Raw genomic sequence first — 24,546 nt, forward strand, 5'->3', positions numbered from 1 at the left:
GACGCGGCGCAGACCATAGGATCCATGCCGCGACCTCCGAGCGGTACCTGCGGTGCAGAATTCTGCTCCGCTGCGCCATTCGGCGAAGATCGCGGCATGGGATCCCAGGGTCTCCGCGACGGAGCTTCGCTCCTGCTCCGCCCAGGGATGACGAGGTTGGGAGGCTTTCGGCCAATCTCGAACGTCGGCGTCAAGGATCGACCGGTGCCACAGGCAATCCTCACTTCCCCGCAAGCAGATCGTTGATCAGCCGCTGGCAGCGCTCGGCCATGAAGTCGAGCAGCAGCCGCACTTTTGGATCTTGCAGCTTCTTGTGCGGATAGACGGCGGCGAACTGCACCGGCGTCGGTGGCGTGTTGGCCAGGATCACCTTCAGTCGCCGGTCGCGGATGAACGGCTCGACCTCGAAGCGCGGCTTGTTGATGATGCCGCGTCCAGATAGCGCCCAGCCGGTCAGCACGTCGCCGTCATCGGTGTCGTAGGGCCCGTGCACTTCGAATTTCTGCGGGCCTGTCGGGGTCTGCAGCGTCCATACATATTCGCGCGCGCCGGAGTAGCGCAGCATCAGGCAGTCGTGCTTCTTGCCGATCAGCTCTTGCGGCTCCAACGGTTCGCCGCGCGCCTCCAGATATTTCGGAGCAGCCACCAGCACGCGCTCGCATTCCATGATGCCGCGCATCCTGAGGCTGGAATCCTCGATGATGCCGAGCCGGAAGGCGACGTCGATGCCTTCCTTCATGATGTCGACATTGTGGTCCGAGAGCCTGAGCCGCACCTCGATATCAGGATACTTGTCGTGAAAATCCGGAATGCCCGAAGCCACCAGCCGGCGCCCGAGGCCCAAGGGTGCCGTGACGCGAATGGTGCCGCGCGGCTGGCCGGAAAGCGCCGATACGGCGGCTTCCGCCTCGGTGATTGCCTCCAGCACCTGCTTGGCGCCCCCGTAAAAAACCGTGCCATGCTCGGTCGGCATCAACTGCCGCGTGGTGCGGTTGAACAGCCGCACGCCCAGGTGCTTCTCCAGCTCCTTGATGCGGTTGGAGGCGACCGCCGGCGAAATGCGCATGTCGCGCCCGGCCGCCGACAGGTTGCCGAGCTCGACGACGCGGACGAAGACGGAGATGTTGTCGAGATAGGCCATGCGGAGCACCTTCGCCGGTTTGCAGCGATAAGCCTAGTATTTTCCATTTTTTTTTGAAAGTCATCGTGCACCTCGCCCCTTTCCGTTTGCGCTCCAGCCCGTAAAGTCACCCAATCGGCAGGGACGACTTCAATGATGGATTTCGCGATTTTCTGGGACTGGCTGAGCTTCGCCGTGCGCTGGCTGCATGTCATCACCGGCATCGCCTGGATCGGCTCGTCCTTCTACTTCGTCGCGCTCGATCTCGGCCTGCGCCAGCGCCCGGGCATGCCTGTCGGCGCCTTCGGCGAGGAATGGCAGGTGCATGGCGGCGGTTTCTACCACATCCAGAAATATCTGGTGGCGCCGGCCGAAATGCCGGAACACCTGACCTGGTTCAAATGGGAATCCTACGCCACCTGGCTGTCCGGCTTCGCTATGCTGTGTGTCGTCTATTACGCCGGAGCCGATCTGTTCCTGATCGATCCCAACGTGCTGCCCATGTCGGTGCCGGTCGGCATCTTGCTATCGCTGGCAACGATCGGCGTCGGCTGGGTGGTCTATGATCTGCTGTGCCGCTCACCGCTTGGCAAGAGCGACACCGGGCTGATGTTGGTACTCTACTGCGTGCTGGTGTTCATCGCCTGGGGGCTGACCCATTTGTTCACCGGCCGCGCCGCCTTCCTGCATCTGGGCGCCATCACCGCGACGATCATGTCGGCCAACGTCTTCATGGTCATCATCCCCAACCAGAAGATCGTCGTCGCCGACCTCATCGCGGGGCGCAAGCCCGACCCGAAATACGGCAAGATCGCCAAGCAGCGCTCCCTGCACAACAACTATTTGACGCTGCCGGTGCTGTTTCTGATGCTGTCGAACCATTATCCCCTGGCGTTCGGCACTGAGTTCAACTGGGTCATCGCCTCGCTGGTGTTCATCATCGGCGTCTTGATCCGGCACTATTTCAACAGCGTCCACGCGCGCAAGGGCAACCCGCATTGGACCTGGCTGGGTGCCCTCGTCTTGTTCATCATCATCATCTGGCTATCGACCGCGCCGAAGGTGCTGACCGGCGAACCCCGGGAATCGGCGGCGGCGCAAATCTATGTCGCTTCAGCGCATTTCCCGGCCGTGCGCGACACCGTGCTCGGCCGCTGCTCGATGTGCCATGCGGCGGAGCCGGTCTATGAGGGCATCTACCATGCGCCCAAGGGCGTGATGCTCGACACGGATGCGGATATCGCCAACCACGCCCGCGAGATCTATCTGCAGGCCGGCCGCAGCCACGCCATGCCGCCCGCCAACGTCTCGCAGATCACCGACAAGGAACGGGCGCTGCTGGTGGCCTGGTTCGAAGGCGCAGGGAAATAGCATGATTTCGACACTTCTGCGCGGCCGCACGCTGTCTTTTCTGCGCTGGCCGCAAATCATCGACGACCACTCGGCCTGGCGCTACGAGGACGATGGCGGCTTGCTGATCCGCGGCGGCAGGATCGTTGCCTCTGGTGCCTATGCCGAGGTTGAAAAGCAGGCAGGCGAAGCGGCAAAAAAAATCGACCACCGGCCGCATCTGCTGCTGCCTGGATTCATCGATGCGCATGCGCATTTCCCGCAGATGCAGATCATCGCTTCCTATGGCGCAGAACTGCTCGACTGGCTGAACACTTACACTTTTCCGGAAGAAACGAAGTTCGCCAACGCCCAGCACGGCCGCCGCATCGCGCGGCTGTTCCTCGACGAAATGGTGCGCCACGGCACCACCACGGTCGCCGCCTACTGCTCGGTGCACAAGGCTTCGGCCGAAGCCTTCTTTGCGGAGTCGCATGACCGCAACATGCTCAACATCGCCGGCAAGGTGATGATGGACCGCAACGCCCCCGACGGCGTCCTCGACACGCCGCAATCCGGCTACGACGACACAAAGGCGCTGATCGCCGAGTGGCATGGAAAGGGGCGGCAGCTCTATGCCATCACCCCACGCTTCGCCATCACCTCGTCGCCAGAGCAGATGGAAATGGCCGGCGCGCTGTGCCGGGAATACCCCGACCTGCACATGCAGACGCATCTGTCGGAAAATCATGCCGAGATCGCCTTCACGAAAGAACTCTATCCCTGGTCGCGCGACTACACTGACGTCTACGAGCATTATGGGCTGTTGGGGAAAAAGAGCCTGTTCGGCCATTGCATCCATTTGTCGGAACGCGAAGCGGATGCGCTTTCGGACTCGGGCTCGGTGGCGGTGTTCTGTCCGACCTCGAACCTGTTCCTTGGCTCCGGCCTGTTCGATTATCAGCGCTTTCGCCGCCGCGACAAGCCGATCCGCATCGCCGCCGCCACCGATGTCGGCGGCGGCACCAACTACTCCATGCTGCGCACCATGGACGAGGGCTACAAGGTAATCGCGCTGAATGGCGAGAAGCTCAATCCGTTCCAGTCCTTCTGGCAGCTGACGCGCGGCAATGCCGAGGCGCTGTCGGTGGCGGAAAAGATCGGCACGCTGGACGCAGGCACCGATGCCGACATCGTCGTGCTGGATGCCAGGGCGACGCCGGCGATGCGGCTCAGGATGGAAACGGTCGAGACGCTGGCGCAGGAATTGTTTCTCTTGCAGACGCTGGGCGATGACCGCACTGTCCGCGAGGTTTATGTCGCTGGGCGGCCTGCCAAGAGCGACATGCCAATTTAGAACGCTCCAGCGTGTTGCTTGCTTGACCCGGCGGCAGCCATCGGTCAAAGCGTGCGGCGAAGTTGACAGGGGAACGACATGGCCGTTGCTGACGACATCGCTCTGATCAAGAGACAGGAAGAGACCCTTGTCTTCGCGGCCTTCGACGAGGCCGTTGCGTTCAAGATAGGCTCGGCCATCCGCAACCGGGCTTTGGCCGAGAACCTGCCCGTTATTGTCGAGATCAGGACCTTCGACCGGCCGCTGTTCTACGTCGCGATGCCCGGCTCGAACGCGTCCAATCCCGATTGGGCGCGTCGCAAGATCAATGTCGTCAGGCGATTCCTGAAAAGCACCTACCGCATGGTGCTGGAACAGCAGCGTCCTGATCGCACCTTCAAGATCGGTGAGGGCCTCGACATTTCGGACTACGTGCTGGCCGGCGGTGGTTTTCCGGTGACCGTCAAGGGCGCCGGCGTCATCGGCGTAATCGCCGTCTCAGGACTGCCGGAGCGCCAGGATCACGGCGTGGTGGTCGATGCGCTATGCGATCATTTGGGCGTCGACAAGCGCGGGCTGGCATTGCCTCGGGAAGCCGAATGACCGTGCTCGACCCCAAATCCTTCCTCGTCTCCATCTTCAACGCTGCCGTCGCCGCCGCCGATCCGGAACGAACCATCCGGGATCATTTGCCGGCGAAGCCGAAGGGCCGCACTATCGTCATTGGCGCGGGAAAAGGTTCGGCGCAGATGGCGGCGGCGTTCGAGAAGGTGTGGGACGGCCCCATCGAAGGGCTGGTCGTCACCCGCTACGGCTATGGCGCGACCTGCGAGCGCATCGAGATCATCGAGGCGGCGCATCCGGTGCCGGACGCTGCCGGGCTCGAAGCCTCGCAGCGTCTGCTCGCCAAGGTCCAGGGGTTGACGGCGGACGATCTGGTCGTGGCGCTGATTTCGGGTGGCGGCTCGGCGCTGTTGCCATCGCCGGCCGGCAGCCTGACGCTGGCCGACGAGATCGCCGTCAACGAGGCGCTGCTCGCCTCGGGCGCGCCGATCGTGGCGATGAACACCATCCGCAAGCACCTTTCCACCATCAAGGGCGGCAGGCTGGCGGCCGCCGCCTGGCCGGCCAAGGTGGTGTCGCTGGTCGTCTCCGACATCCCTGGTGACAATCCGGCGCTGGTCGCCTCCGGCCCGACGGTGCCGGATACCGGCAGCCGCGAAGATGCGCTGGCCTCGATATCGGCCTACGGCATGAAACTGCCGGCCGCTGTCATGGCGCATATCAACGCGCCGGCGGCCGATGCGCCAAGCCCGGACGACAAGCGCTTTTCGCGCAATGAGGTGCATTTGATTGCCTCCGCCGGCGTGTCTCTGGAAGCCGCGGCGGCGGAGGCGAAACGACAGGGCGTCGAAGCTGTCATCCTCTCCGATGCCATTGAAGGCGAAGCACGCGAGGTCGGTGGCGTCCATGCGGCCATCGCGCGCGAAGTGGCGACGCGCAACCGGCCATTTTCCAAGCCGGTGCTGATCCTGTCCGGGGGTGAAACAACCGTAACGCTTCGCGCCAAGGGCAAGGGCGGCCGCAACTCGGAATTCCTGCTCGCCTTCGCCATCGGCATCAACGGCGTCGACGGTATCCACGCACTGGCCGCCGACACCGACGGCATAGACGGTTCGGAAAACAATGCCGGCGCCTTCGCCGACGGCTCGACCGTATCACGCATGCGTGCAGCCGGCGTCGATGCCAAGGCCATGCTGGCCGGAAACAACGCCTGGACGGCGTTCAACGCCGTTGGCGATCTCTTCGTGCCCGGCCCGACCGGCACGAATGTCAACGATCTCAGGGCCATCCTCATCCGTTAGCCGAATAGAGCGTGTGGACGATAGATCACGCCGCCATCAGTCGTTTCACCTTTCTCATATCCCGCAGGAAGCGCTCGCGTTCGGCTTCCTTGTCCGCGGGCTCACGGATGCGCAGGATGAAAGAGGGATGGATGGTGACAAAGACGCGTAAACCGTCCTCGCGCTCGATCACCTGTCCGCGCATCTTCATCACCGGGGTCGCCTTGCCCAGCAGCGATTGTGCCGCCGTAGCGCCAAGCGCCACGGCGAGGTCCGGCCTGATCAATTCGAATTCCTTGTCGATCCACCAGCGGCAGGCCTGAATCTCGCCGGCATTCGGCTTGGAATGGATACGCCGCTTGCCGCGTGGCTCGAACTTGAAATGCTTGACCGCGTTGGTGACATAGACCTTTTGCCGGTCGATCCCGGCGTCATCCAGTATGATATCGAAGACCTTGCCCGCCGGGCCGACGAACGGTTTGCCCGTGAGATCTTCCTGATCGCCCGGCTGTTCGCCGACGAAGACCACTCTGGCGTCATCCGGCCCTTCGCCGAACACCGTCTGTGTCGCCTCCCGCCAAAGCGGGCAGCGGCGGCAACCCTTCGCCGCCTCGCGCAGTTCCGTGATCGAGGTGGCATCGTCCAGCATCGGCTCGGCGTGCGCCACGGAAACGCGCCGGGCCGGCATCTTCGCCTCACGCGGAAGGCCTATGGTCGCCATCACTTTGCCTTTCCATTTCGATATTGAAAATGGACAAGGCCAAGGATGGTTCCTTCCTCACACCTCGTGCAGATAGAGGTGGTAGTCCAGTTCGCTGACCGTGCGTGCTACACGCAGATATTCGGACTGCTTGATCGCCACGAAGGTCCGGTGCAGGTCTTCGCCGAGCGCGCTCTTCAAGAAGCTGGATGCTCGCGCGGCTTCGATCGCGGCGCGCCAGTCGACCGGCATCGTCGTGCGCGTGACTGCCGCCTCGTAGCCATTCCCAGTCGTTTCGGGACCGGGATCGAGACCTTCGTCGAGACCCTTGATGATGCCGGCGAGCACGGTTGCGGCGATCAGATAGGGGTTTGCATCGACGCCGGACGGGCGGTGCTCGATGCGCCGGTTTTTGGCGTCGCCAGCCGGCACGCGCAGCGCTACCGAGCGGTTGTTGACGCCCCAGGTCGGCGCCACCGGTGCATAGGATTGCGAGACGAAGCGCCGCCATGAATTGGCGTGCGGCGCAAACACCAGCATCGATTCCGCCATCGTCTGGATCAGGCCGCCAAGCCCCTGCAGCAACGGCAGCGACCAGCTCTCGCCGCCGGATTCGGCAAAAACGTTCCGGCCGGCCTTGTCCTGCAGCGAGACATGGAAATGCATGCCGGAGCCGGCATATTTCTCGATCGGCTTGGCCATGAAACAGGCGGTGACGCCGTGGCGGCGCGCCTGCGCCCGCACCAGCCGCTTCAGCATGACCAGGTCGTCGGCCGCCCGCATCACGTCCTTGCGGTAGTTCAGCGTCAACTCGTACTGGCCGGGCGCATATTCGGAGATGACCGTCTCGGCCGGAATGCCTTGTGCCTTGGCGGCCGCATAGATGTCGGAAAACAGCGGCTCCATGCCGTGCAGATGATCGACGGAATAGACCTCGGTCTTGCCCGAGACGCGGCCGTCGAGCACGGCGCGCGCCGGCTGGACCTTGCCGTCCGCATCGCGTTCGTTGGCAAGGAGAAAAAATTCGAGCTCGAAGGCGCCAGCCGGATAGAGGCCCTTGGCCGCCAGTATCTCGACCTGCCGCGCCAGCGCCAGCCGTGGGTCGGAGGACATCGGCCGGCCGTCGAGCATATACATCGCCATCAGCAACTGGCCGCGCGGTGGGTTCGTGCCGTAGAGCGGCACCAGCGTGCCGGGGATCGGCCATGCCCTGAGGTCGCCGTCGCCGGTGGTCCAGATCAGGCCGGTCTCGTGCACATCCTCGCCGGTGATGTCGAGGCCGAGGATCGAGATCGGCATGTGGCGGCCGCCCTCAAAGATGCTTTTCAGCTCATGCCGGCGCACGATCTTGCCGCGGCCGACGCCATTGGCGTCGGTCAGCACGATATCGAAGGCTTCGACCTCGGGATGGGCATCGAGAAAGGCTTGCGCCTCGGTGGGCGTCGAGCCCGAAGGTGATGTCATCATAGCATTGGGGTGGTCCATCGCCGCTTGTCTCATGCCGCAAGCTTTGCCGCAACCGCGCCGAAGGCGGTGATCAGCCGGTTGACCTGGGCACCCGACGTAGCCGGCGAGATCAGCATCATGTTGTGGAAGGGTGCGATCAGCACGCCGCGATTGACCAGCGCGACATGGATGGCGGCTTCCAGTTCCGGTGCATGCGCTGTCTCCGCCTCGGCGCCATTGCGCAGCGGACCGGGCGCGTAGATGAACTCGACGCGCGCGCCGACGCGGGAAACATGCCAGGGCAGGCGGTAGCGGTCGATCACGCCGGTCAGCCCGGCATCGAGCCGCCGCGCCCGATGATCCATGCGGTCATAATTTTCCTGCGTCATCACCTCTTCGAGCGTGGCGCGCATCGCCGCGAACTGCAGCGGGTTGGCCGAGAGCGTCGTGCCCATGCCGGAATAGCCCGGCTCCTTGGCCCTGTTGTAGTCGGCGTAGCGCGAGGCGACGTCGGCGCTCATGCCCCACACACTGGCAGGCACACCGCCGGCGATCGGCTTGCCCAGCACGAAGAAGTCCGGGTCGAGACCATACTTCCTCGTGTAGCCGCCTGGGCCGGTCGAGATCGTATGCGTCTCGTCGATCAGAAGCAGCGTGCCGGCCTGGCGCGTCAGTCTGCGCAACGCATCGTGGAAACCGGGATCGGCCAGCACCATGCAGGAATTGGTCAACACCGGTTCGGCGATGACGCAGGCGACATCCTCGTCTTTAAGCGCGGCTTCCAGCGCGGCAACATCGTTGAACTCGATAACCTTGGCCGTACGGGTCAAGTCACGGAATTCGCCCGCCAGCCCCGGCCGGTTGACGGGCTTGCCGTCGATCAGCCGCACCATCGTCTCGTCGACCGAGCCATGATAGCAGCCGTTGAAGACAAGGATTTTCTCCCGACCGGTAACGGCCCGGGCAACGCGCAGCACAAAGCGGTTGGCGTCGGTCGCCGTCGTCGCGATCTGCCAGAACGGCAGGCCGAAACGCTGCTGCAGCAGCGGCCCGATGGCGAGGGCGTCTTCGGAGGGCAGCATATAGGTCAGGCCGCGCCCAGCCTGGCGGCGGATGGCGCGCGCCACCGGCGGCGGCGAATGGCCGAACATCGAGCCGGTGTCGCCAAGGCAGAAATCGTCGAGCCTGTTTCCGTCGATGTCGGTGATCGTCGCACCCTTGGCGCTGTCGACCAGGATCGGAAACGGCGTCGGCCAGTCGTTCATCCAGTGCATCGGCACGCCGCCGAAGAAGCCGGGCAGGCCGTTGCCGACCTTGGCTTGCGACTTGGGCCGCGCCTTGCGGAAGGCAACGCCTTCGGTCTCGCGCAATTCGGCAATGCGGTCGCGGCCGATGCCGCCGATGGCAGTCTTTGACGTGTCGCCGTGCATGAAAACCCCTCTGGTCGATCCCTCTTAGCCAATGAGTGTCCGCAACCGCAATTGGCCGCGCGTCTGTCCTGCATTGGCTCAGCCCTTGGCAGCGGCGCTTGACCGTGCCGCCGAAGTCAGCGCCAATATGAGCGGGAACTAAGGTGGGGGAGCAAATATGCGGACGATCATCTGTGTGGCAACGCTTCTGTCGTCGGCCAGCGCAGCTTTCGCCTCAGGCGGCATCTGGTGCAACGTTGACGATGCGGCTGTGACATTCGACGTCGGCGCCGGCGTCACCAGAGGCATGGGCGGCCCGACCTTCAACTTTCGCGGCGATCTCGAAATCAAGGCGAGGCCAGTTGGCGATCATCTGCGCAAGACGGTGTTCGAGGGTTCCAACCTCACCCAGTACTGGCTTGACGGCAAGGAATTGCGGCTGAACATCTACCGCGAGCATCAGCTCGCGGATACCTACAACTATGTCGAGCTGACGATCCTGACCAAGACCACCGACGAAGGCGTCTATGACGGGCAGTACACGCTCGCCGTCTATGACAAATCCGCTGACACGGACAAGGACGGCAAGACGGTTGAGTTGACGGGCAAGGTGTCGTGCGGGGCTGAGTAAATCCGAAACTACGCCGTGATGTCGATGACGCCGCAGTCGCCTGCGGCACTGCCGAAGGCGACACGGCGTTCTTCCCTGTCCCACATCATCGAGGTTATTGCGCCCTTGCCCGGCCGCCGCAACAGCACTTCCTTGGCGTCTGCAAAGCGCACCGCCATCACCATGCCGTCATCATAGCCGACGGCGACGACATCCTGGCTCGGGTGGCAGGCGACTGCTGTCACCATGGCGTTGCCGCGCGTGCCGAGCTCCAGCGGGGCCTTGCCCATGGGACCATCCTTGCTTGAAAATGGCCAGACGATCGCCGCCGGCGCGCCGGAACTCGCCAGCCATTTGCCCTTCACGCTCCACGACAGGCTTTTGACCTTGCCGGGATAACCGCTCATGCGCATGTGCTTGCCGTCTGCGAGCTTCCAGCCGTGCAATGCGTTTTCCTGCATGGTGGTGACCAGGAAGGCGCCATCGGGCGAGAAGGTGATGCCGGTGTGGGCACCGGCCCATTCGAGCTCCACCGGCTTTCCCTCGGCGGCCGGGAAATGCAGCGTCGCGCCATTGTAGCGGGCAACGCCGAAGCGCATGCCCTTGGGCGAGAAGGCCAGCCCCTCGACCGAACGCGGATGGACGAACTCCCTGGTCTTGCCATCGGCAAAGCGCACGAAGGCGGTCTTGCCTGAGGCATAGGCGATGGCGCCTTGTGGCCCGGCGGCAACGCTGGTGACCCATTTCTTTCCGGCACTGGTCAGTTCGGCGGCCTCGCCGCCCGTTTTCACGGCAAATACCTTGCCATCCTCGCCGCCGGTGATCAGCCGATCGTTGGCCGCATCATGGAAGGCGGCGAGCAGTCCGTCATTGGCCTGGATTGTCTTGTGGCCATGGTCGAGCCGATGGACGGCGCCGTCGGCCATCGCGAAATGCGGCACATCGCCAAGGAAGACGGCGGCGATGCAATGGCCTTCGAGATCAAGCGGGGCGACTGTGGGCATCAGAACCATTCCAATGAAGTTTGTTGCCATCCCCGGGAAGTCGCCAGCGCGGCCAGGTGTGGCGCCAACCTTCTCCCCTTGTGGGAGAAGGTGGATCGGCGCGCAGCGCCGAGACGGTTGACGGGTGCGTGACGGATTGCCGTCACCGCCAAGCTGGAACACCCCTCATCCGACCGAGCTTCGCTCGGCCACCTTCTCCCACAAGGGGAGAAGGACGAAAGGGCAGCGCTAGCGTTATAAGGCTTGGAAATCAAGCCGCCTGGCAGGCGTCAAAACTCTTCTTCAGCCGCTCGGCATCCAGTTCGCGGCCGATGAACACCAGGCGGCTCTCATGTTTCTCGCCGTCCTTCCAGGCGCGCTGGTGGTCGCCCTCGATGATCATGTGCACGCCCTGAATGACATAGCGCTCGTCGTCGCCCTTGAGCGCGATGATGCCCTTCAGCCGCAGGATGTTGGGGCCTTCCATCTGGGTGATCTTCTCGATCCACGGGAAGAATTTCTTCGGGTCCATCTCGCCGCCGCGCAGCGACACCGACTGCACCGTCACGTCATGGATGTCGGAAGCATGCGCGTGATGGTGGTGGTCGTGTCCGTCATGATCATGGTGATCGTGGCCGTCATGGTCATGATGATCGTGATCGTCATGCGCCTCGAGGAAATGCGGATCGTTTTCCAGCGCCCTGGACAGGTCGAAGGCGCCGCGGTCGAGCACTTCGGATAGGGCGACGCCGGCTCGTGTCGTGCGATGGATCTTCGCGGCCGGATTGATGGCTCGGATCGTCGCCTCGACCTTGGCGAGTTCTTCGGGGGTGACGAGGTCGGTCTTGTTGAGCACGACGACGTCGGCGAAGGCAATCTGGTCCTCGGCCTCCCTGGAATCCTTGAGCCGCAGCGGCAGGTGCTTGGCGTCGACCAGCGCCACCACCGCGTCCAGCCTGGTCTTGGAGCGCACATCGTCGTCCATGAAGAAGGTCTGCGCCACCGGCACCGGATCGGCGAGCCCGGTGGTCTCGACGACGATGGCATCGAAGCGGCCGGGCCGGCGCATCAGGCCCTCGACGACACGGATCAGGTCACCGCGCACCGTGCAGCAGACGCAGCCATTGTTCATCTCGTAGATTTCCTCGTCGGATTCCACGATCAAATCATTGTCGATGCCGATTTCGCCGAACTCATTGACGATGACGGCGTAGCGCTTGCCGTGGTTTTCCGACAGGATGCGGTTGAGCAGCGTCGTCTTGCCGGCGCCGAGATAGCCGGTAAGAACGGTTACGGGGATCTGCGTCTGTGCGTCGCTCATGGCTTGCCTCGAACTATCTGGGCCTCGAAAGATACGGCCCTCGAAAAGGGCCGGCTCTCGAAAAAGGGATTGTCGGCTCCATATAGGATGTGTGCCGGACTTTTGCACGGGGCAAACCGATGGGCCAAACCGGCTTGCCGACATTACCGAATTTTGACTGGCGAGAGCCGCTATGACCACCTGGATCAGGACGCGGGAGGCCAATTCGAGAGGTATGATATGTCCGGCAAGCCATCCTCCTCATCGTACAGCCGGCGCCAGGCGCTCGGTTTGATCGCGGTCACCGCCGGCGGTGGTGCCTTCCTGCCTGCCGCCGCAATGGCCCAGTCGTCGGCGACCCAGGCCTCGCCCTATGCCGGACTAGCCCTGTTCGAAATCGGCGCCGGCGTCTGCGCCATTACGCCTGAAGTGACCGAGGGACCGTTCTATTTCGACCCGAAACTCGAACGTGCCGATGTCACCGAAGGCAAGAAGGGCATTGCCCTTGCTGTCCGGCTGCAGGTCGTCGACGCGGCCTGCCGCCCGCTTGCCGGCGCACGTGTCGATATCTGGCATTGCGACGCGCAAGGTGCCTATTCCGGCTATCCGGGGCAAGGTGACGGCAGGGATGTCGACACGTCGGGCCAGACCTTCCTGCGCGGCTGGCAGAAGACCGATGCAAGCGGCATCGTTTCCTTCGCCACCATCTATCCCGGCTGGTATCGCGGCCGCACCACCCATATCCATTTCAAGGTCTTCCCCGACGACAGTTCGGTGATGACCGGCCAATTGTTTTTCCCCGACAGTCTGAGCGAGCAGATCTTCACCACGGTCGCGCCCTACAATGACCGGCCCGGCAAGCGCGACACCTCGAACGCCAGTGACGGCATCGCGAGGCGTGCCGGACCGCAATCGCAGGCCGCACTGCGCGAGGTCGAGGATGCCTATCAGGCGCTGATGATCGTCGCTGTGAAGCCCGGCTGAGCGGCATTTCCTCACGCGCCCTGCCCACGGCCAAAACTCGTTTGTCATCTAACTGAAATAAACATCTGGCATTAGCCACGGCGGACACCACAATGCTTGCCGGCAAAGCTGTTTGAAGCACCGGAATTTTTTTGATCGTCGATTGCCAACCGGCCGGCTGCCTCTATGCTGCCCGCACCGGTACGGCCGAAGAGGGATGACCATGGCCAAGGCGGACAAGACTGCGACAATGAGCCGGCTGCATTCGGCGGCAAGGCTGGCAAGAACCGCGCTGGCGGCACGGCTTCTGGCGCACGGCTTCTATGCCGGCCAGGATCAGATCATGCTGTCGCTCGACCGTGAAGACGGCCAGACGCCTGGCAATCTGGCCGGACGCCTCGGCGTGCGCCCGCCAACCATCACCAAGACCATCAACCGGCTGCAGGCCCAGGGTTTCCTGGAGAAGCGCGCCTCGGAGGCCGATGCCCGCCAAGCGCATATCTTCCTCACCGACACCGGTCGCGACATCATTCACGCCATCGAGAAATCGGTGAAGAAGACCGAAAAACAGGCGCTGAAAGGCCTCGACAAGAAGGACCAGAAGGCGCTGTTCAAGCTGCTCGCCCGCATCGAGGCCAACCTTTCCAATGAGGAACTGGTGCTCCTCGACGACGACGCCGAGACGGACGACTGATCGTCCCAGTTAGTCGGCAGGCGTTCAAGCCGCCGCTGCGGCCGATCCACGGATCAGCGACGACCAGCGTCCCGGCGTCATGCCGAACGCCTTCTTGAATTGCCTGATAAAGTGGCTTTGGTCGCTGAAGCCGGCTTCGACCGCGATCTGCGCCAGTGGCTCGCCGGCGGCGATCATCCGCCGCGCGCTCTGAAGCCGGCGCATCACCAGGAAGCGATGCGGGCTGGTCGAGAAGGCGGCGCGGAAATGCCGTGACAGGGCATAGCGGTCGAGCCCGGTTATCGCTTCCAGTTCGCCCGAACGCACCGGCCGGGTCATATTTTCCGTCAGATAGTCGCGCGCCAGCGCAGCCGCTCGCCACGCCGTCCTGGCCATCGGTTTCGCCGGCTGGCCGGCATGCCTGGTCAAGCTTTGCATCAACTGCACGAGGAAGTCGTCGACGAACAACTCGTCGAGTTCCTGCTCCAGCGGCCCCAGCGCCGAAAGCAGCGTTGCGCAGAACGTGGCGTCCGTCACCACGCCATCCCTGACAAATGGCAGCGACGCGCCGCCAAGGCAGTCGAGCATCAGTGATGGCTCCAGATAGAGCATCCGGTAGCGCAGGCCGTCCTCGGTACCGGCGCCGCCGTCATGCAACTCGTCGGGATGCAGCACGATGATCTGGCCAGGCAGGCTGTGGCGCGCCGCACCGAGATAGCGAAATGTCTGCACTCCGTGCAGCGTCACCCCGATCGAATAAGTGTCGTGGCGATGCAGGTCGAAGGCGCTGCCATGGAAGCGCGCCTCGATGCGCTCCATGCCGGCCGGGTCGGGAGCGGAGATGATGCAGTTTTCCGCCGCATCGACGCACAAACGTCCAAGACCCCTAAAGGCCTGGCTGTCTAGATCGTGCGACATCGTCTCCTTCAGCCTCGCATTGAGGTGCAACTTCGAATGGTCAATGTCTCATGTTCGATACGAAATTTGCAATCATACTGCGGAAAGATCTGCCGGTCTGGCAGAAACTCAACGTCACGGCCTTTCTAACCAGCGGCATCGTCGCGCAGTTTCCGGACATCATCGGCGAGCCCTATCGCGACCGCGCCGGCAATCTCTACAATCCGCTGTCGATCCAGCCGGTCATCGTGCTGTCCGCAGACCAGGCGACGCTGGGTACGATCCACCGGCGTACCCTGGAGCGCGGCCTGACGAGTTCGCTCTATGTCGAGGAGATGTTTTCGACCGGCTTTGACGCGGCCAACCGCGCCGTCTTCGCCGAATTCGCGCCTGAAGACGCCAAGGTGGTCGGCATCGCGTTTCGCGCCGACAAGAAGCTGGTCGACAAGATCACCAAGGGCGCCCGCATGCACGCCTAGCCCTTCAGACACTACGCCTGCCGACGGCTCTTGTTGTGCCAGCCGGCTTTCGGGTCGCGACAGCCGACAATTGGCTTGCCGGCAAGCGACATTTCCCGCAAAGGTGGATTTCAGCCCAGCTCCCACCCGGCCTGCAAGTGAGTGCTCCCCAAAGACATCTAGAAAGCGCGACGCCGCCGGTGGCGATCCTGTGCATGCTTTCCACCTATGTCTTCTTCACCTTCCTCGACACCAGCAGCAAATATCTCGTCCTCGCCGGTGTCTCGGTGCTGATCGTCGCCTGGGTGCGCTTTGCCGTGCATGTCGTGCTGGTCGGCACGCTGCTGCGCGGCTGGCGCCAGCCGGCGCGGTTTCGCCCGGTCAATCTGCCGGCACATGTCCTGCGTGGGCTGTTCCTGTTCGGATCGACCATATTCAACGTCCTGGCGCTCAGATCCCTGCAGCTGGCCGAGACCACCTCGATCTATTTCTTCGGGCCGATGGTGATCACGGCAATGGCCGGTCCGCTGCTTGGCGAGTGGGCGGGCTGGCGGCGCTGGCTGGCGATCCTGGCGGCCTTTGCCGGGGTTCTCATCATCACGCGGCCAGGCGTCGGGGTTTTCGGCATCGGACATCTCTTCGCGCTCGGCTCGATGCTGTCGAACTGCTTCTACGTCATCATGACGCGCCGCATGTCGGCGACCGAGACGTCGGAGAGCCTGATCCTGTTCTCGGCGCTGGCACCGGCGCTGCTGCTGTTGCCCTTGCTGCCGTTTTCGTTTTCGCTGCCGCATGACGGCTGGCACTGGTTGGTGCTGCTCATGCTCGGCGTGTTCGGCGGCGTTGGCCATTGGCTGCTGGTCCAGGCCTACCGGCTGGCGACGACCACGGCGTTGGCGCCCTATCCCTATTCGCAGATGGTGTGGATGATCATTTCCGGCTGGATCGTCTTCAAACAGTTTCCCGACCGCTGGACGCTGGTCGGCGCCGCCATCATCGTCGCCAGCGGCCTCTACATCGTTCACCGCGAGCACCGGCTTCGGCTGCAGAGCCGCGCCGCCTCGGATGTCGAGGCGGAAGCGCTGGCAAAAAAACTTTGATTTGCCCCCGATCGGTGGCATAACGCCGCCTTTAAACAGTTTAGGTTTGCATTCAGGTCGTTCGGGGAGCGCAAGTCGCTGGCACAAAAAATCAAGCTTTCGACGATCGCGGATGCGCTCGGCGTGTCCACGGCCACGGTCTCGCTGGCGCTGCGCGACAGCCCTCTGGTTGCGGGGACCACCCGCGACCGCATCAAGGAACACGCCCGCGCCATCGGCTATATCTACAACCGCCGCGCCGCCAGCTTGCGCACCTCGCGTTCGGGTATTGTCGGTGTCGTCGTCCACGACATCATGAACCCGTTCTTCGCAGAGATACTGCGCTCGATCGAAAGCGAGCTTGACCGCAGCCGGCAGACCTTCATCCTGTCCAACCATTACGATCAGCTCGAAAAGCAGCGCACGTTCATCGACACGCTTTTGCAGCTCGGTGCCGACGGCGTCATCATGTCGCCGGCCATCGGCACACCAGCCTCCGACATCGTGATGGCCGAGGAGAACGGCCTGCCGGCGGTGCTGATCGCGCGCACCGTCGAGGGCGCCGACGTGCCGGTCTTTCGCGGCGACGACTCTTATGGGACAGGCCTCGCCACCAATCATCTGATCTCGCTCGGCCACAAGCGTATCGCCATGGTCGGCGGCACCGACCAGACCTCGACCGGCCGCGACCGCTACCAGGGCTATGTCAATGCGATGGACGCGGCCGGGCTGGAAGTCAGGCCGTCCTGGCGTATCGCCGGCCCGCGCACCAAGCAGGCCGGTTTCGAGGCCGCCGGGCAATTCCTGGCGCTGAAGGACAGACCGACGGCTGCCTGCTGCTGGAACGACCTTGTCGCCATCGGCCTCATGAACGGCATTGCCCGAGCCGGCCTGGTGCCTGGCGTCGACATCTCCGTCACCGGCTATGACGATCTCGAAGAGGCGGCGATCGCTACGCCAGCCCTGACCACCGTCTGGAACGGCCAGCGCGAGGTTGGCCGCCGCGCCGCCAGCGCGTTGCTCGACAAGCTCAACGGGCAGACGGTGCGGCCCTCGCAGGAATTGATCAAGCCGGAACTGCATGTGCGTCAGTCGACCGGCAAGCCGGTGGAGCGTGCATGACCAAGGCCGAACAGTTGCAGACCGTCGCCATTCTGGTGCCGGGCGATTTCAACGATCACGCGAACGACCGCATCGACCACACATTCAGGCGTGTCCCGATCGAACGTGCCGATCCGGCGCTCGTCACCGACGAGATGCGCAGCAACGTGCGTGGCATCGCTTCATTTGCCGGCATCAACGCGGCAATGATGGATGCGCTGCCCAATCTCGAACTCATCGCTTCCTTCGGCGTCGGCTATGATTCGGTCGATGTCGGCCATGCGGCGGCGAAGAACATCATGGTCACCAACACGCCTGACGTGTTGACCGAGGAGGTCGCCGACACCGCGATAGGGCTGCTGATCAACACCATCCGCGACCTGCCGCGTGCCGAAACCTGGCTGCGCGACGGCAACTGGGTGCGCAAGGGCAACTATCCTTTGAGCCGGCTGACCTTGCGCGGACGCAAGGTCGGCATTTTCGGCATGGGCCGCATCGGGCAGGCCATCGCCCGACGTCTGGAGGCTTTTGGCCTGCCGGTTGCCTACCACAACCGGCGCCAGGTCGAAGGCTTGAGTTATCAGTATCATCCGACGCTGAAAGGCCTTGCCGAAGCCGTCGATACGCTGATTTCGGTGGCGCCGGGCGGAGCGTCGACGGAGAAGGCGGTCAATGCCGAAATCCTGTCGGCGCTCGGCGCCAACGGGGTCTTCGTCAACATCGGCCGCGGCAGCACTGTCGATGAGACGGCGCTTGCGGCAGCGCTTGCCAACGGTACCATCGCCTCTGCCGGGCTCGATGTGTTTGCCAACGAACCGAACGTTCCCAAGGCGCTGCTCGACGCGCCGAACACTGTGCTGTTGCCGCATGTCGGCTCGGCCTCGGAGCACACGCGCCGCGCCATGGCGGATCTGTGCGTCGACAATCTGGTGTCCTGGTTCACCGAGCGCCGCCCGCTGACGCCGGTGCCGGAGACGGCGAATGTGAGGGCTAGAAACTGATCGGTGGCCGCCACATTTATTAACGTCAGCTTAACCCTTTGGAATCATTGTTCAACCTGTCCGTGTACGTGGATGAAGAATGATGAAAGCACTTTCCGCATTGATCGCTGCCGCAGCGCTGTTTGGCGGCGTTCAGTTGTTTCATGGCGGCAGCAGTGAAAGTGCCGCCGACAAGGTCGCGCCTTCCAACAGCTACAGGCTGGTCGCCAATGGCGATGAGGCGGCCTGTGCAGTCAGCCGCGGGGCCGAAATTTCGGACGGCCTGTCCCTGCTCACCGTTGCTCCGAAATGCCGCCGTCTCCTGCCGGGTATAGAACAAGCGAAGTTCTGGCATCAGCAAAACGACGGCTCGGTTGCCTTCAGCGCCAATGGCGTCGATCCGATCGTCACGTTCGCGGCTGCCGACGGCGAGGGCTACGAATCCTATGCTCCGGCCACGCCGTTGCTGTCGCTGGCGGCCGCCGGTGATTCGGAATCCGGCGACTGATTATTCCGCTGCGGCTCGCGCTCCGGCTTTCGCCGCCGCGTGCAGCCGCACGGCATCGCCGAAGGCGCGGAAAATCTTCACTGAGTTGCTGTCCGACTTGACCCAGTATTCAGGATGCCATTGCACGCCGACGGCGAAGGCGCGCGAGTCGCGCACCGAAACCGCCTCGACCGTGCCGTCGTTGGCGACAGCCTCGATCTGCAGCTTCGGGCCGAGCCGGTCAATCGCCTGGCGGTGCAACGAATTGACCTTGATGTCGCCGGCACCGAACACGCCGGCCAGGCAGCTGCCTGGCTTGATCGAAATCGTCTGGTGGATGGCGAAGCGTTCGTCCTGCTTGTCGCTCACCGGCGCGCGGTGGTCGAGCGAACCCTCGCGCTCCTGAATCTCGGTGCCCAGCGTGCCGCCCAGCGCCACGTTCATCTCCTGGATGCCGCGGCAGATGGCGAGCAGCGGCACGCCGCGCTCGATCGCCCGGCGGATCAGCGGCAGCGTCGTGGCGTCGCGCGCCGGGTCATAGGGACCGTTGGCTTCGCTGGCATCGCCGCCATAGTGCGAAGGATGCACATTGGATTTCGAGCCGGTGACCATGACGCCGTCGACCGACGACAGAAGTTCGTCGAAGTCGAGCCGGTCGCCGAACGACGGCACCAGCAGCGGGAACACGCCGGCGCCGGTGATCGCCGCTTCCAGATATTGCTGTGGGGCGGCATGCCAGGTGTAGTTGTCGAACTGACGGACGTCGGTCGATATGGCGACGAGCGGCTGATGCATTTTGGCTCTGTTTTCCAGCTGGGCAAGGGATGTACTGCCTCTAAAATAGGCGATCCCTGGGTATTTTTCCATGACAAGTTTCAGCATGTCGCATGGGCCACGAAACGGCCCGTTAGACTATAGTTGCAGGGCAGCTGGGCTTCGCCGTCAAATCGGGCCGGCATGCTGGACTCGACTTCTTGCCTGTGTATTGTTTCGAGCGAACCGATACGGGAATCGAGGATATCCCCGAACGTCGGTCTGTTGATCCAAAAGGGAGGAACTTCATGGATCGTCGTTCATTCATTCGCAAGGCCGGTGTCACCGGCGTCGGTGCCGCAGCGGCGGCGGCCACGCTGGCGGCGCCTGCAATAGCCCAGTCCAATCCCAAGGTGACGTGGCGGCTGGCATCGTCCTTCCCTAAGTCGCTCGACACCATTTATGGCGGCGCCGAGGTGTTCTCGAAGATGCTGTCGGAGGCCACCGACGGCAACTTCCAGATCCAGGTCTTCGCCGCCGGTGAACTCGTGCCAGGCCTGCAGGCCGCCGACGCCACCACGGCCGGCACCGTCGAAGCCTGCCACACGGTGGCATATTATTACTGGGGCAAGGACCCGACATGGGCGCTCGGTGCGGCGGTTCCGTTCTCGCTCAACGCACGCGGTATGAATGCCTGGCACTACCATGGCGGCGGCATCGACCTGTTCAACGAGTTTCTCGCCACGCAGGGCCTTTTCGGCCTGCCTGGCGGCAACACCGGCGTGCAGATGGGCGGCTGGTTCCGCAAGGAAATCAACACGGTGGCCGACCTTTCCGGCCTCAAGATGCGCATCGGCGGTTTTGCCGGCAAGGTAGTGCAGAAGCTCGGCGTCGTGCCGCAGCAGATCGCCGGCGGCGATATCTATCCGGCGCTGGAAAAAGGCACCATCGATGCCGCCGAATGGGTCGGTCCCTATGACGACGAGAAGCTCGGCTTCTACAAGGTCGCGCCTTACTACTACTATCCCGGCTGGTGGGAAGGTGGCCCGACCGTCCACCTGATGTTCAACAAGGCGAAATACGACGAGCTTTCGCCGACTTACAAATCGCTGTTGCGCACCGCTGCACAAGCCGCCGACGCCAACATGCTGCAGAAATACGATTATTTGAACCCTGCGGCGGTCAAGCGACTGGTGGCCGGCGGTGCCAAGCTGCGTCCGTTCAGCCAGGAGATCATGGCCGCCTGTTTCGAAAAGGCCAACGAGGTCTATGCCGAAATGGAAGCCTCCAACGCCCCGTTCAAGAAGATCTGGGAATCGATCAAGGGCTTCCGCAAGGAGCATTATCTCTGGGCGCAGGTGGCCGAATACAATTACGACACCTTCATGATGGTCCAGCAGCGCAACGGCAAGCTGTAGTCCCATCTGAGAGACCTCGGGCTTGCGCCGGCTAAAGTCTGCGCCCCCCTCATCCGCCTGCCTGCACCTTCTCCTCGTACAGCGACGGGGAGAAGTGCCCGGCAGGCGGATGAGGGGCGGCGCAGACGCTTGTAACTAACAATCTGGGGCGGTAGCCACTCAGCCTCCGCCCGGCACCACCAGCACCTTGACCTCGCCGGGCGCTGGCGGATTGGCAATCACCGCAGCCGCGTCCTTGAGCGCCACCTGCCTGGAGATCAGCCTGTCGATCTCGATCGTACCGGAAGCGATGAGTTCGGCGGCGCGGCGATGAGTGTAGGGGTTGAGAAAGGAACCGAGCACCTTCAGTTCCCGGAACAACAGGTCGAAGGGCTCGAACTCCGCTTTCATGCCTTGCGGTGTCACGCCGACGATGACGACCATGCCACCGGCGCGGGCCATGCGCATTGACTGCTCGACGGTCTCTCGCACGCCCGCGCACTCGAAGACGACGTCGACGCCACCTGGCACGAGGCCCGCTGGCCCGGCGATGGCATCGATGACATCCGTGGCGGTCGGATCGACCGTCGCCGTGGCGCCGAGATCTTCGGCGAGCGCGCGGCGCGAGGCTTGCCTGGTCGACAGGATGACGGTCGTGGCTCCCGCCAGTCTTGCCAATTGCACGGTGAGCAGGCCGATCACGCCGCCGCCAAGCACGACCGCCGAGCTGCCTGGTCTGATCGCGGCAAGGTCCACACCGTGCAGGCAACAGCCGAGCGGCTCGCAGAACGCACCGTGCATCGGATCCAGACCCGCAGGCAGGACAAACGCCTGCTTCTGCGGCAAGGCAAGATATTCGGCAAAGCCGCCGTCGCGATGGATGCCGATGGCCCGCAAATTGCTGCACAGGTTGACCCGCCCGGCGTGACAATGCGCGCAACGCCCGCAGGCGATGTTGGGATCGCCGGTGACGCGATCGCCGACGGCAAAGCCCGATACGGATACTCCGATCGCCTCGACGATGCCGGAGAACTCATGGCCGGGCGTCACCGGCGGCGTGCACGGAAATTCGCCGTGAAACAGATGCCGGTCGGTGCCGCAGACGCCGCAGGCTTCGATGCGCACCAGAAGGTCGTCCGGCCCGATGTCAGGCTTGTCGACTTCGCGCAGCGCGATGCTACCCACCGCCTCCAGCCGAACCGCCCTCATCACAGTCGCCATGGCGGTCTCAGTTGAAGCTTGGCGGTTGCGACAGATCGGGCTGCGGTGCTGCCGGTTGGGCCGGCGGCGCGTCGCCGAAGCTCGGCGGTTGCGACAGATCGGGGGCGGCGGGAGCGGCCGGTGCCGTACCACCCGGCTGTGTACCGAGCGGCGACAGGCTGGGGGCCTCCGGTACCTTGTAGTCGATCGTGCCGGGATCCACGACGGTGCCTTTGTAATGCATCACCATTTGCGGGAAAGTGATGGTCAGCCCGATCATGATCACCTGGATGCAGACGAAGGGCACCGCGCCCCAATATATCTGCCCGGTGGTCACCGGCGCGATTTGCTTGCCGGTGAGGCGGTCGAGATAGGGCACTCGGGCGGCGACCGAGCGCAAATAGAACAGCGCGAAGCCGAAAGGCGGATGCATGAAACTGGTCTGCATGTTGACGCCCAGAAGCACGCCGAACCAGATCAGGTCGATCCCGAGCTTGTCGGCGGCCGGCGCCAGCAGCGGCACGATGATGAAGGCGAGCTCGAAGAAATCGAGGAAGAAGGCGAGGAAGAAGACGAGCATATTGACGCCGATCAGGAAGCCGACCTCGCCGCCCGGCAGCGATGTCAGCAGGTGTTCGACCCAGATGTGGCCGTTGACGCCGTAGAAGGTCAGCGAGAACACCCGTGCGCCGATCAGGATGAACAGCACGAAGGACGACAGCCGCGTCGTCGAGGTCAGTGCCTGCTTGACCACGTCCAGTGACAGCCGGCCCTTTGCCGCCGCCATAATCAAGGCGCCGACGGAGCCCATGGCGCCGCCCTCCGTCGGGGTGGCGATGCCGAGGAAGATGGTACCCAGCACCAGGAAGATCAGCGCCAGCGGCGGGATCAGCACGATGATCACCTGCTGCGCGAGCCTCGACATCATGTTGAAGTTCAGGCCTTTGTCGGCAATGGCCACAATGTAGATGAAGAGCACCCCGGCAGTGGCGCCGAGAATGTCGGCATTGTCGCCATGCGCCGGCGCGAGATAACGATACGCCGCGTAGGAAACCGCTGATGTGACCGCCAACGCCACCAGCAAGGACATCACGCCATGGCCGAGCTTGCGGGCCTCGAGCGGCAGCGCCGGCATCGAATTCGGCCGGATGAAGGACATGATCAGGATGTAGGACATATACAGCCCGGTGAGCACGAGGCCCGGGATCAGCGCGCCGGCATACATGTCGCCGACCGAGCGGCCGAGCTGGTCGGCAAGCACGATCAGCACCAGCGAGGGCGGGATGATCTGGGCGAGCGTGCCAGACGCCGCGATGACGCCGGCCGCCACGCGCCGGTCATAGCCGTAACGCAGCATGATCGGCAGCGAGATCAGGCCCATGGCGATGACGGATGCCGCCACCACACCGGTGGTCGCCGCCAGCAGCGCGCCGACGAAGATCACCGCATAGGCGAGACCGCCACGGATCGGCCCGAAGAGCTGGCCGATCGTGTCGAGCAGATCCTCGGCCATGCCCGATCGTTCAAGCACAATGCCCATGAAGGTGAAGAACGGAATGGCCAGCAACGTGTCGTTCGACATTACCCGGCTGCCGTAGAAATTGTCCGGCAGTGCGTGCAAAAGCGGCCAGGCGAGGTTGATCGAGCCACCGGAATAGGGCGAGAGGAGCACGCCGATGAAGAAGAACATCAAGCCGTTCGCGGCCAGCGAAAAGGCGACGGGGTAGCCGATCAGCAGGAAGATGATCAGCGAAGCGAACATGATCGGCGCCATGTTCTGCGCGATGAACTCCATCACGAGCGCACCTCGTCAGCCAGTGCCTTGGCTTCGAGCTCGGCCTGCTCATGCACCGATATGAATGGATTGGGATCGTCCATGTCGCCGCGCATGATGGCCATCTTCTTGATGATCTCGGAGATGCCCTGGAGCGCGAGCAGGAAAAAGCCGACCAGCAGGATGGCTTTGGCCGGCCAGATGATCAGCCCGCCGGAATTGTTGGACATCTCGCCGCTGCGAAACGAGAGTGACACATAGGGAACGAAATAGATCACCATCAGCGTCACGAACGGCATCAGGAAGAGGATATGACCAAGCAGGTCGATCCAGTGCTGCACACGGCGCGTGAACAGGCCGTAGACGATGTCGATGCGGATATGTTCGTTCTGCCTCAGCGTATACGCGGCGGCCAGCATGAAGGCGGCGCCGAACAGATACCACTGCAGTTCGAGCCAGGCGTTCGAGGATATGTCGAACACCTTGCGGATGATGGCATTGGCGGCGCTCACCAGGATCGCCAGCAGGATCAGCCACGACACCCATTTGCCGATGAATTCGTTCGCGCGATCAATGGTTCTGGATAGAGCGAGCAGCCCTGCCATGCATTCCTCCCTTGTACCGGAGGCGTGCCGGCTTCCCCTTCTTGTCCGTCACGCCGCGTGGTCCAACGGTATGCCGTGCGTGGACTGACGGGTCAACAAGGA

General features: G+C 63.3%; 24 protein-coding genes. 13 read left to right on the top strand and 11 right to left on the bottom strand.

What is annotated here, in order from left to right:
- Positions 1-220 precede the first annotated feature (220 nt).
- A complete protein-coding gene (locus tag NKI38_RS05660; protein WP_352655489.1) occupies positions 221-1,141 on the bottom strand; it encodes a LysR family transcriptional regulator in 921 nt (306 codons plus the stop codon).
- Between the two features lie 132 nt (positions 1,142-1,273).
- Here NKI38_RS05660 and NKI38_RS05665 point away from each other — a divergent pair, with 132 nt between their 5' ends.
- The 4 genes from NKI38_RS05665 to NKI38_RS05680 all read left to right on the top strand — a co-directional run bounded on the left by NKI38_RS05665 (position 1,274) and on the right by NKI38_RS05680 (position 5,650).
- The gene (locus NKI38_RS05665) at positions 1,274-2,491 is read left to right on the top strand and encodes a urate hydroxylase PuuD (RefSeq protein WP_352655491.1); all 1,218 of its coding nucleotides are present in this window, start codon (positions 1,274-1,276) and stop codon (positions 2,489-2,491) included.
- 1 nt (position 2,492) lies between these two features.
- A complete protein-coding gene (guaD, locus tag NKI38_RS05670) occupies positions 2,493-3,806 on the top strand; it encodes a guanine deaminase (RefSeq protein WP_352655492.1) in 1,314 nt (437 codons plus the stop codon).
- Between the two features lie 78 nt (positions 3,807-3,884).
- Complete coding sequence (locus NKI38_RS05675; protein WP_352655494.1) at positions 3,885-4,388, top strand: heme-degrading domain-containing protein; 504 nt, start codon at positions 3,885-3,887, stop codon at positions 4,386-4,388.
- Entirely contained in the window at positions 4,385-5,650 is a 1,266-nt protein-coding gene (locus NKI38_RS05680) for a glycerate kinase type-2 family protein (protein ID WP_352655496.1), read from the top strand. The genes NKI38_RS05675 and NKI38_RS05680 overlap by 4 nt, the downstream gene beginning before the upstream one ends.
- A gap of 25 nt (positions 5,651-5,675) precedes the next feature.
- Here the strand turns inward: NKI38_RS05680 and NKI38_RS05685 are convergent, their stop codons facing one another.
- The 3 genes from NKI38_RS05685 to NKI38_RS05695 form a co-directional block, all read right to left on the bottom strand.
- Positions 5,676-6,317 carry a UdgX family uracil-DNA binding protein gene (locus tag NKI38_RS05685; protein WP_352655569.1) on the bottom strand — a complete coding sequence of 214 codons (642 nt, stop codon included), beginning with the start codon at positions 6,315-6,317 and terminating at the stop codon, positions 5,676-5,678.
- A gap of 90 nt (positions 6,318-6,407) precedes the next feature.
- Complete coding sequence (locus NKI38_RS05690) at positions 6,408-7,793, bottom strand: glutamine synthetase family protein (protein WP_502899255.1); 1,386 nt, start codon at positions 7,791-7,793, stop codon at positions 6,408-6,410.
- Between the two features lie 32 nt (positions 7,794-7,825).
- On the bottom strand, positions 7,826-9,205 hold the full coding sequence (locus NKI38_RS05695; RefSeq protein WP_352655499.1) for an aspartate aminotransferase family protein: 1,380 nt from the start codon (positions 9,203-9,205) through the stop codon (positions 7,826-7,828).
- Between the two features lie 157 nt (positions 9,206-9,362).
- On the opposite strand from NKI38_RS05695, the gene NKI38_RS05700 reads away from it, so the two are divergent.
- Entirely contained in the window at positions 9,363-9,815 is a 453-nt protein-coding gene (locus NKI38_RS05700) for a hypothetical protein (protein WP_352655501.1), read from the top strand.
- An 8-nt stretch (positions 9,816-9,823) separates the two neighbouring features.
- Here NKI38_RS05700 and NKI38_RS05705 read toward each other — a convergent pair whose 3' ends face one another.
- The gene (locus tag NKI38_RS05705) at positions 9,824-10,798 is read right to left on the bottom strand and encodes a WD40 repeat domain-containing protein (protein WP_352655503.1); all 975 of its coding nucleotides are present in this window, start codon (positions 10,796-10,798) and stop codon (positions 9,824-9,826) included.
- 250 nt (positions 10,799-11,048) lie between these two features.
- A complete protein-coding gene (locus NKI38_RS05710; protein ID WP_352655505.1) occupies positions 11,049-12,098 on the bottom strand; it encodes a CobW family GTP-binding protein in 1,050 nt (349 codons plus the stop codon).
- A 219-nt stretch (positions 12,099-12,317) separates the two neighbouring features.
- On the opposite strand from NKI38_RS05710, the gene NKI38_RS05715 reads away from it, so the two are divergent.
- Complete coding sequence (locus NKI38_RS05715; protein WP_352655506.1) at positions 12,318-13,061, top strand: intradiol ring-cleavage dioxygenase; 744 nt, start codon at positions 12,318-12,320, stop codon at positions 13,059-13,061.
- A gap of 202 nt (positions 13,062-13,263) precedes the next feature.
- Positions 13,264-13,734, top strand: a complete 471-nt coding sequence (locus tag NKI38_RS05720; protein ID WP_352655508.1) for a MarR family winged helix-turn-helix transcriptional regulator — start codon at positions 13,264-13,266, stop codon at positions 13,732-13,734.
- Positions 13,735-13,758: 24 nt separating this feature from the next.
- On the opposite strand, the gene NKI38_RS05725 is transcribed toward NKI38_RS05720, so the two are convergent.
- A complete protein-coding gene (locus NKI38_RS05725; protein WP_352655510.1) occupies positions 13,759-14,631 on the bottom strand; it encodes an AraC family transcriptional regulator in 873 nt (290 codons plus the stop codon).
- Positions 14,632-14,681: 50 nt separating this feature from the next.
- On the opposite strand from NKI38_RS05725, the gene NKI38_RS05730 reads away from it, so the two are divergent.
- The 5 genes from NKI38_RS05730 to NKI38_RS05750 all read left to right on the top strand — a co-directional run bounded on the left by NKI38_RS05730 (position 14,682) and on the right by NKI38_RS05750 (position 18,736).
- A complete protein-coding gene (locus tag NKI38_RS05730) occupies positions 14,682-15,089 on the top strand; it encodes a DUF2000 family protein (protein ID WP_352655512.1) in 408 nt (135 codons plus the stop codon).
- A 194-nt stretch (positions 15,090-15,283) separates the two neighbouring features.
- The gene (locus NKI38_RS05735; RefSeq protein ID WP_352655514.1) at positions 15,284-16,168 is read left to right on the top strand and encodes a DMT family transporter; all 885 of its coding nucleotides are present in this window, start codon (positions 15,284-15,286) and stop codon (positions 16,166-16,168) included.
- Positions 16,169-16,246: 78 nt separating this feature from the next.
- Entirely contained in the window at positions 16,247-17,269 is a 1,023-nt protein-coding gene (locus tag NKI38_RS05740) for a LacI family DNA-binding transcriptional regulator (protein ID WP_352655571.1), read from the top strand.
- Positions 17,266-18,249, top strand: a complete 984-nt coding sequence (locus NKI38_RS05745; RefSeq protein WP_352655516.1) for a 2-hydroxyacid dehydrogenase — start codon at positions 17,266-17,268, stop codon at positions 18,247-18,249. Before NKI38_RS05740 ends, NKI38_RS05745 begins: the two co-directional genes overlap by 4 nt.
- An 82-nt stretch (positions 18,250-18,331) precedes the next feature.
- The gene (locus NKI38_RS05750; RefSeq protein ID WP_352655573.1) at positions 18,332-18,736 is read left to right on the top strand and encodes a hypothetical protein; all 405 of its coding nucleotides are present in this window, start codon (positions 18,332-18,334) and stop codon (positions 18,734-18,736) included.
- Here the strand turns inward: NKI38_RS05750 and NKI38_RS05755 are convergent, their stop codons facing one another.
- Complete coding sequence (locus NKI38_RS05755; RefSeq protein ID WP_352655518.1) at positions 18,737-19,510, bottom strand: gamma-glutamyl-gamma-aminobutyrate hydrolase family protein; 774 nt, start codon at positions 19,508-19,510, stop codon at positions 18,737-18,739. It lies immediately after the preceding gene.
- A 266-nt stretch (positions 19,511-19,776) separates the two neighbouring features.
- Here NKI38_RS05755 and NKI38_RS05760 point away from each other — a divergent pair, with 266 nt between their 5' ends.
- The gene (locus NKI38_RS05760; RefSeq protein ID WP_126067370.1) at positions 19,777-20,886 is read left to right on the top strand and encodes a TRAP transporter substrate-binding protein; all 1,110 of its coding nucleotides are present in this window, start codon (positions 19,777-19,779) and stop codon (positions 20,884-20,886) included.
- Between the two features lie 159 nt (positions 20,887-21,045).
- Here the strand turns inward: NKI38_RS05760 and NKI38_RS05765 are convergent, their stop codons facing one another.
- From NKI38_RS05765 to NKI38_RS05775, 3 genes are read right to left on the bottom strand one after another with little or no spacing between them, the layout of a single operon-like run.
- A complete protein-coding gene (locus NKI38_RS05765) occupies positions 21,046-22,074 on the bottom strand; it encodes a zinc-dependent alcohol dehydrogenase family protein (protein WP_352655575.1) in 1,029 nt (342 codons plus the stop codon).
- Positions 22,075-22,093: 19 nt separating this feature from the next.
- The gene (locus NKI38_RS05770; protein ID WP_502899257.1) at positions 22,094-23,860 is read right to left on the bottom strand and encodes a TRAP transporter large permease; all 1,767 of its coding nucleotides are present in this window, start codon (positions 23,858-23,860) and stop codon (positions 22,094-22,096) included.
- Positions 23,860-24,444, bottom strand: a complete 585-nt coding sequence (locus tag NKI38_RS05775) for a TRAP transporter small permease subunit (protein ID WP_352655522.1) — start codon at positions 24,442-24,444, stop codon at positions 23,860-23,862. The genes NKI38_RS05770 and NKI38_RS05775 overlap by 1 nt, the downstream gene beginning before the upstream one ends.
- Positions 24,445-24,546: the final 102 nt, after the last annotated feature.

The organism is Mesorhizobium sp. M0621 (genome assembly GCF_040320745.1).
GTDB lineage: Bacteria > Pseudomonadota > Alphaproteobacteria > Rhizobiales > Rhizobiaceae > Mesorhizobium.